Origin of the sequence: Parvibaculum sp. (genome assembly GCF_040882025.1) — a bacterium.
GTDB lineage: Bacteria > Pseudomonadota > Alphaproteobacteria > Parvibaculales > Parvibaculaceae > Parvibaculum.
In genome coordinates this window covers 1-4,447 of the sequence record NZ_JBBECC010000104.1, presented here as the reverse complement: position 1 = coordinate 4,447, position 4,447 = coordinate 1, and the positions used below count along the sequence as shown (strand labels likewise).

The 4,447-nt window shown below is 62.9% G+C and carries 5 protein-coding genes; all 5 read right to left on the bottom strand.

What is annotated here, in order from left to right:
• The coding region (gene mltG / locus WEB61_RS07595) for an endolytic transglycosylase MltG (protein ID WP_368063730.1) at positions 1–892 on the bottom strand (892 nt) is incomplete at its 3' end.
• Between the two features lie 68 nt (positions 893–960).
• A complete protein-coding gene (gene fabF, locus WEB61_RS07590; protein ID WP_368063729.1) occupies positions 961–2,217 on the bottom strand; it encodes a beta-ketoacyl-ACP synthase II in 1,257 nt (418 codons plus the stop codon).
• A 103-nt stretch (positions 2,218–2,320) separates the two neighbouring features.
• A complete protein-coding gene (locus WEB61_RS07585; RefSeq protein WP_368063728.1) occupies positions 2,321–2,560 on the bottom strand; it encodes an acyl carrier protein in 240 nt (79 codons plus the stop codon).
• 257 nt (positions 2,561–2,817) lie between these two features.
• On the bottom strand, positions 2,818–3,555 hold the full coding sequence (gene fabG, locus WEB61_RS07580) for a 3-oxoacyl-[acyl-carrier-protein] reductase (RefSeq protein WP_368063727.1): 738 nt from the start codon (positions 3,553–3,555) through the stop codon (positions 2,818–2,820).
• A 10-nt stretch (positions 3,556–3,565) separates the two neighbouring features.
• Complete coding sequence (gene fabD, locus WEB61_RS07575) at positions 3,566–4,447, bottom strand: ACP S-malonyltransferase (protein ID WP_368063726.1); 882 nt, start codon at positions 4,445–4,447, stop codon at positions 3,566–3,568.

Genomic DNA, 4,447 nt, shown 5'->3' with positions numbered 1-4,447 from the left:
CGTCGGCCACAAAGTAATACTCATCCGTTTCCGGAGGGTTCAGAACGGCCTCGATCGAGGCGCGACCCGGATTGGCGATGGGCGTCGGGGGCAAACCGTCGATCTGATAGGTATTGTAGGGCGTCTGCCGATCGATCTCGCTGCGTCGGATCTGCCGGCCCAGCGCGCCCTTGCCGCCTATCAGCCCATAGATGATGGTCGGATCGGATTGCAGGCGCATCGACTTGCGAAGCCGATTAACGAAAACAGCCGCAACGCGTGGCCGTTCGGAGGCAACGCCCGTTTCCTTCTCGACGATGGAGGCCAGAATAATTGCCTCCATCGGCGTTTTGACGGGGAGGTTTTCGGCGCGGCCCGGCCAGAGTTCCACCATCAAGTCGCTCGCGGCCTTCTGCATCAGCGCAACCAGCTCGGCTCGCGTTGTCCCGCGCGTGAAGCTGTATGTCTCGGGCAGCAACACACCTTCCGGCGGTGTGGGCGGTACTTCGCCGACAAGCACCGGGTCGGCCGCAACGATCAGCATCACCTGTTCACTGGTTCGTCCCTCGGGAATCGTGATGCGATGAAGGATCGAACGCCCCTCGCGCAGAATCCCCACGATCGCCGCCATGCTGGCGTGGGCCGGAATCTCATACTCGCCGGCCTTCAGAGTGGCTTCGGCCTTTCCGAAACGGACACCCGCCAGAAAAATCCGGCGATCGGAAATGACGCCCGCCTTGTCGAGCCGGGCGGCGATGGCGCGGACGCCCATGCCAGGCGAGAGCAGGACGATACGGGGCTCGGCATGCGGTCCCGCCGCTTCAAAGCGATACTTGCCGTAGAGGAAAACGCCGCCCGCGATCAGCGCAACCAGCGACGGCAGGACGATCAGGGCAATCAGAACGTAGCGCATGATGCGCCGCCGGGGTGGAGCGGCATCGGCACCGGCTGCAGGAACTTCCGGTGTGTTATCTTCGTCCGTCAACCGGCGACCTTTTTCACCACCAGCGAGGCGTTGGTGCCGCCGAAACCGAAGGAGTTGCTGAGCGCATAATTGATCTCCTTCTTGCGGGCCTTGAGCGGCACGAGGTCGATCTCGCTCTCGACGGCGGGACTGTCCAGGTTGAGCGTCGGTGGGACGATGCCGTCGCGGATGGCCAGCATGCAGAAGATCGCTTCAACAGCGCCGGCCGCGCCCAGAAGATGACCGATCGAGGATTTGGTCGACGACATCGAGGCTGTACTGACCGCGTTGCCGAGCATGCGCGTGACGGCACCGAGTTCGATCGTATCCGCCATGGTCGAGGTGCCATGCGCATTGATGTAGTCGATATCCGACGGTGAAATGCCGGCGCGCTTCAGCGCGGCCTGCATCGAACGGAAACCGCCGTCGCCATCTTCGGGCGGCGCCGTGATGTGATAAGCGTCGCCAGAGAGTCCGTAGCCGGCGATTTCGGCGTAGATTTTCGCACCGCGTGCCTTGGCGTGTTCGTATTCCTCGAGCACGACGACGCCCGCGCCCTCGCCCATCACAAAGCCGTCGCGATCCTTGTCGTAGGGGCGCGAGGCGCGTTCGGGCGTGTCGTTGTAGCCGGTGGAGAGTGCGCGGCAGGCGGCAAAGCCGGCAATGCCAATACGGCAGATGGCGGATTCAGCACCGCCCGCGACCATGACGTCCGCGTCGTCGAGCGCGATCAGGCGCGCCGCATCGCCGATCGCATGAGCACCGGTGGAACAGGCCGTCACAACCGCGTGGTTCGGACCTTTCAGCCCATGCTGGATCGAAACATAACCGGAGGCGAGATTGATGAGGCGGCCGGTGATGAAGAAGGGGCTGACGCGGCGCGGTCCCTTGTCGCGGAGTGTATAGGCTTCTTCGGCGATGCCTTCGAGGCCGCCAATCCCGGAACCGATCATCGTTCCGGTGCGGCATTTTTCTTCTTCGGTTGACGGGTGCCAGCCCGCGTCGTCGAGCGCCTGCGTCGCGGCACTCACAGCAAAAACGATGAAGTCGTCGACGCGCCGTGATTCCTTCGCGTCCATCCAGTCGTCCTGGATGAACGCACCCTCGCCTTCGCGCGGGACGGGCATGGCAATCTTGCAGGGAAGGTCGGAGGTCTCGAATTTCTCGATCTTGCGCGCGCCGGACTCGCCCTTGAGCAACCGGCTCCACGTCGTTTCGACGCCGCAACCCAGCGGCGAGACCATGCCCAACCCTGTGACGACGACACGTCTCATACCGATCCCTACTCCACTTACAGTCCGAAAATTGGCGCGAAGCTGTAACGATACGAGGCCGGGTGCGGTCTTCGCGCCCGGCCCTCGCATTCGATCCGCAAGGTCAGGACTTGGCGTTCGCCTTGACGAACTCGATCGCGTCCTTGACGGTCAGAATCTTTTCCGCCGCATCGTCCGGGATTTCCACGCCGAATTCCTCTTCGAACGCCATTACCAACTCGACATTGTCGAGACTGTCGGCGCCGAGGTCATCGATGAAGCTCGCATTCTCGGTGACCTTCTCCGGATCGGCTCCCAGGTGCTCGACCACGATCTTCTTCAAGCGTTCCGCGATATCACTCATTTTAAATCCTCAGATCTCTTGGTTTCGACCGGCCTCGTGCATCCTGCTGTTCGCTTCATTGCGTCGAGGACTGGATGCTGCCGATTTCGGCGGAAGGAATGCCCCTCTTCTGGCCCATTTCAAGGCAGGACCGCAAGCCAAATCGAGCGCTTAGGTAACACACTTTTTCGCCCCGCACCAGCGAACGAAAACGCCGCGCGCTTACACCTACACCACTGAATTTACTTACTATTTTCGTATCCTAGCAACGCACGTCATCAGATCATCGCCATGCCGCCATTGACGTGGACGGTCTGTCCCGTCACGTAGGCGGCCTCCTGGCTTGCCAGATAGACGGCGGCGGCGGCGATTTCATCCGCTTCGCCGAGACGTCCGGCCGGGATCGTTCCCATGATGCGAGCCTGCTGATCCTCGTTCAATGCGTCCGTCATGGCGCTGCGGATGAAACCCGGTGCGATGCAGTTGGCGGTGATGTTGCGGCTCGCGACCTCCTGCGCCAGCGATTTCGTCATGCCGATCATGCCGGCCTTGGAGGCGGCATAGTTCCCCTGCCCCGGATTTCCCATCACACCGACGACTGAAGTGATGCCGATGATGCGGCCCCAGCGGCGCTTCATCATGCCGCGCAGGACGCCGCGCGAGAGACGGAAGGCGGCGGTCAGATTGACGCGAATAACCTCGTCCCACTCCTCATCCTTCATGCGCATGAAGAGATTGTCGCGCGTGAGACCTGCATTGTTGACGAGAATATCGAGGCTGCCCATCGCCTCTTCGGCCTGCTTTGCAAGCGCATCGACGGCGGCGGCGTCAGACAGGTTGCAAGGGAGCACATGTGCGCGCTCACCGAGCTCGGCGGCCAATGCGTCGAGCGCTTCCCGGCGGGTGCCAGAAAGACCGACTGTCGCTCCCTGATGGTGAAGGGCGCGCGCGATGCTGGAGCCGATACCGCCCGAGGCACCTGTAACAAGGGCGCTTTTGCCGCTGAGATCGAACATCATGGGCTCCTTAAAGGATCTTGAGAATGGCCTCGACATCGGCGGGCGTACCGACCGCCATGATTTCCGGCTCTTTGGCAATGCGTTTCACCATGCCGCTCAGCGCCTTGCCCGTGCCGACCTCGACGTAGCTCGCAACGCCCTGTGCTTCCATGTAGAGCACGCTTTCGCGCCAGCGCACCATACCGGTCACCTGTTCGACCAGAAGCTGGCGGATGGTTGCAGGATCGGCAACGCGGGAGGCGGTCACATTCGCCACCAACGGCACGATAGGCGCCCTGAGGTCCACCGAGGCCAGCGCCTCGGCCATTTCGTCGGCGGCGGGCTGCATCAACACACAATGGAAAGGCGCGCTGACGGGCAGCAGCATGCTACGCTTGGCGCCCTTTGTTTTCGCGATCTCGATGGCGCGCTCGACGGCGGTCCTGGCGCCGGAAACGACGACCTGACCTCCGCCATTGTCGTTGGCGGCCGCACAGACTTCGCCCTGCGCCGCTTCGGCGGCGACCTCGGCGGCGGCGTCATACTCCAGCCCCAGAATGGCGGCCATCGCGCCGGCGCCCACCGGCACCGCGCGCTGCATGGCCTGACCGCGGATTTTCAGGAGGCGCGCGGCGTCGGACAGTGTGAAAGCCCCGGCCGCGGCGAGCGCCGAATATTCGCCGAGCGAATGACCGGCCACAAAATCAGCCTTGCCGGCAAGATCGAAGCCGCCCTCTTTTTCCAGCACCCGCATGACGGCGAGGCTGACGGCCATGATGGCGGGCTGGGCGTTTTCGGTGAGGGTCAGGTCGTCTTGAGGACCTTCCCACATCAGTTTCGTGAGGTTCTGGCCGAGCGCCTCGTTGACTTCGTCGAAGACCTCGCGGGCGCCGGCAAAGGCCGCGCCCAG